3 protein-coding genes and 1 pseudogene are annotated in these 3,789 nt (G+C 38.0%); 1 reads left to right on the top strand and 3 read right to left on the bottom strand.

The window, feature by feature from the left end; translation table 11 throughout:
- Positions 1-35: 35 nt before the first annotated feature.
- The 3 genes from ispE to UC75_RS16010 are packed head-to-tail and all read right to left on the bottom strand — an operon-like array spanning position 36 to position 3,180.
- On the bottom strand, positions 36-869 hold the full coding sequence (gene ispE, locus UC75_RS16020) for a 4-(cytidine 5'-diphospho)-2-C-methyl-D-erythritol kinase (protein ID WP_049838158.1): 834 nt from the start codon (positions 867-869) through the stop codon (positions 36-38).
- 18 nt (positions 870-887) lie between these two features.
- Complete coding sequence (lolB, locus tag UC75_RS16015; protein WP_004794197.1) at positions 888-1,466, bottom strand: lipoprotein insertase outer membrane protein LolB; 579 nt, start codon at positions 1,464-1,466, stop codon at positions 888-890.
- Between the two features lie 4 nt (positions 1,467-1,470).
- Positions 1,471-3,180: a tetratricopeptide repeat protein gene (locus UC75_RS16010; protein WP_004794196.1), complete on the bottom strand. Its 1,710-nt coding sequence runs from the start codon at positions 3,178-3,180 to the stop codon at positions 1,471-1,473.
- Positions 3,181-3,268: 88 nt separating this feature from the next.
- Between UC75_RS16010 and UC75_RS22070 the strand changes: the two are divergent.
- Positions 3,269-3,789, top strand: a pseudogene (locus UC75_RS22070) (glutamyl-tRNA reductase); the annotation flags it as partial.

Raw genomic sequence — 3,789 nt, 5'->3', positions numbered from 1 at the left:
ATCAAAACCCGGTGCCTTACCACTTGGCGACGCCCCTAACTTGTAACCTTAAAATGATTAAGAGGAGATTCTTTTAAACTATTTACCAAGTAAGATTTACAAGGTGAATGGTTAAGAATTTCATCAATATTCATTTCATTCGTTACTTCAATAAAAACACAAGCACCTGTACCTGTAAGCTTTGCTTGACCAAACTGGTCTAAATATCGCATTGCTTCTTCTACTTCAGGGTATAACTGCCGAGCTAATGGCTCAAAGTTATTTCCAAAATTAGAAGGTTCTAACTGATAGGCGCAAAATTTAGTGGTCTTAGAGTCTCTTGTCAATGTTTTTTGTGAAAAAAGCAATTGAGTGCTGATAAAACAATCAGGTTTTAAAATAATGAACTGTTTTTGATCTAAGTCTATGAATGATAAATGTTCACCAATACCTTCAGCCCATGCATTTTTACCATAAATAAAAATAGGAACATCGGCACCAAGCTTCACGCCATAGTCCGCAAGTTGTTCTTGATTTAGTCCACATTCCCATAATTGATTTAACACAATCAGGGTTGTGGCAGCATTGGATGAACCTCCGCCCAGACCTGCACCCATTGGAATATTTTTTTCAATTTTGATGTGTAGACCACAGAATTTTTTTGCATGCGGTCTTAGTAGTTGAGCAGCCCGATAAATCAGGTTTTCTTCAGGTTTGACTTCACTCAATCCATCAATTTCGATTTGTTCATCCAAAGTCGGCGTAAATATCATCCAGTCATATAAATCAATAAGTTGGAAGATGGTTTGTAACTCATGATAACCATTTTCGCGTCGGCCTGTAATATGCAAAAACAGGTTGAGTTTAGCTGGAGAAGGAACTCGAATCATAGATTTATATAATTAGACTTAACGGTTTTGGATGACCATTGTAATACGGTTTTCTTTATCTTCAGCAAGAGCTTGCTTTAAAACCAGTTTGTTTGGCAAAGTTTGTTCGCCATCATAGCTAAAATTAACAGTCCAGCCATCTTCAATGAGTTGGTTTACACGATTTTCGCTATCTTTACTGATTTGAGCACTTAGAGTTGCGGGTTTGGCCAAAATCCAACTTGTTAAATGAGTAATTGGTGCTTGCCAACCAGTTGCACGCTCTAAAAGTTCTTCTGGAGAGGCCGCAGTAATTAATCCAGTTTTCGCACTATTTAATTTTACTTCACCAGGTTTACCCTGAATTTGGGTTTTTCCTACACCTAAAATACCGCTTAATTCAATATCAAAATTATCTTGCTGTTGAACCCATGTGAAAAAAGCACTACCAGTTTGCTGTGGTGTGCGAACTCCGATTTTACCTTGTAAATTAAAGTGTTTTTCATCTTGAACTTGCTGGGTAACCGCAGGTTTTGGTTGAGTAAAATGCTGACAACCGGTTAGAAATAATACACTTGATCCACAGATCGCTGTGCACAGTTGGGCAAATTTGCTCATATATTTAACTCTTTTTTGCAGATGTAGGTAAAATTAACGCATCAAGCTGTTGTAATTGTGGATCATTGGCATGTTTTTGTTTCAGTTGTTGTAACACAGCGCTAAATTGAGTTAATGATCCTTGCATATACAATGCCTTAGCATAGCGAACGCCAATATTTATATTGTGACTAAGTTCATAAGCTTTGCCTAAAGCCTCTGCCGCGGCTTCATAATCATTCTGCAAAAATGCGATATAACCTAGCGTATCCAGAATCGAGGCTTGTTCCGGTGCATATTCTAAAGCTTGCTCTGCATATTGACGTGCTTCTTTTAGCCGACGGTTTTGCAGGGCTAATGTATAAGCATATGCATTAAGGTAAGTTGGACTGTTAGGCTCAAGTTGCAATAATTGCTTTAATGTTTTGTCGAGTTTATCTCTGTCAGTATACGGATCAAGTAATAAAACTTCTGCGTAAATGAGTTCCGGATCATCGGGTAAATTCTTTATCGCTTCATCTAATAAATTTAATGCAGCTTTTTTATTGCCCATTTTCTTTAAGATTTCAGCTTGAGCTTGATATAAGAAACTTGCATGTTGGGGATAATTTACGCGTTCTTGAGTGAGGAACCGTAAAGCATCATGTAAATTTTCTTGTTTATCATATATTGCAATCAGATTGCGTCTGGAAACGACGTATAAGCTACCATCGACTAAACGATAGTAAGCTTTTGCGGTTTCATAATGTTGTTTACGTTCTGCATTAATGGCTAAGTAGTAATAGGCTTCATTTTGATATTTTGCAGAGTTTCGTAGATCAACAAGATATTGTTCTGCTTTGTCATATTGCTTTAAATCGATACTGGTTAAGCCTGCAATAAATAATGCTTCTTCAGCTTTAGGATTAGCTTCTATAACGTTTTCGAGCTTTTCTAACGCGAGTTGAGATTGATTGATTTGTATGAGATAGCGGATTTCAGCTAAACGAATGTCTAAATTTTTCTTATATTTACGGCTGGACTTCGCATACCATTTAAGCGCACCTTCTTGATCGCTCAGAGCAATGAGCAGGTTAGCTTTCATTAAAATAAAGCTCGTCACTTTAGGGCGTCGGCGTAATGCCTTGTTTATGTTGGTTAGAGCTGATTCTAATTGGCCATTTTGGGCTTCTAAGTTGGCGATGAGTGCTAAAATAGAAGGGTTATCTTTTTCAGCACTAGAGCGTAAAGCTGTTAATAGTACATCTCGATCTTGAGCATTTTCTGGGGCAATACTTGCTAAAATTTGTTCTAAATCAGCAGTTGGATCTATTTTTAAAATTTTATCTAATGTTTCAGCGGCAAGCTGATATTCATGTGTTTTTAAAGCAATATGTGACAAATAGAATAAAGCCGGCACATCTTTGGGCTCTTGAGCTACCCAATGTGTAGCAATATTTAAAGCGGCTTGTAAGTCATTATATTCAAGAGCAACGTCTAAAGCTCGTTGTTTAATTGAGGTAGAGTTGCTTTTAATTGCGAGCACTGTGTAATTGTGCAAAGCGTTAGGAATATCATCGTAAGCTAGAGCAAATTCAGCGACCATAGTTTGTTCTAAGGCCTGATCAAATGAATGCACGGCATAGGTCTCTTGCACAGGACGTGCATAGACATGCGAGGACATGCTACCTAACAATAAGAATGTGGTAGAATACTGTCTTATCGAAGCACCGTTAAAATTAATACGGCTATTCATTTGACGCAATTTTTATTGATCCAAAGTAATGCTTTTTATGACACCGATGTTGCACAATAGCATAAATTTAGCGAAATGATGATCTGATATGTCTTTCTTTGCATTGGGTGTCAACCATCAAACAGCTTCTGTCGAACTACGCGAAAAAATTGCTTTCAATGCAGAGCGATTAAGTCGTTTGCTTGCCGAACAAAACCAACACCAGAACTTAAAGGATTTGGTGGTCGTTTCGACGTGTAACCGCACAGAAGTGTATGCCATGGCAGAAAATGCCGAAAGCCTTCTGAAATGGTTAGCCGATGCCAATAATATTGATGTACAGCACTTAATTCATCATGTTTATCGTTACGAGAACACGCAGGCTATTACACATTTAATGCGAGTAGCGAGTGGTCTTGACTCTCTCATGTTAGGTGAGCCGCAAATTTTAGGGCAGGTTAAAAGTGCTTTAGCATTGTCTAAAGAAGCTCAAACGGTTTCTCCTGAATTAAACAGTGTTTTTGAATATGCTTTTTATGCTGCTAAACGTGTACGTTCCGAAACGGCGGTGGGTAGTCATGCGGTTTCGATGGGGTATGCAGTAGCGCAATTAGCTTTACAGGTCTTTAG

This window comes from Acinetobacter sp. V2 (assembly GCF_001188385.1).
Lineage (GTDB): Bacteria > Pseudomonadota > Gammaproteobacteria > Pseudomonadales > Moraxellaceae > Acinetobacter > Acinetobacter oleivorans.
The sequence above is the reverse complement of the archived record's forward strand: the minus strand, read 5'-3'. Positions and strand labels throughout refer to the sequence as shown.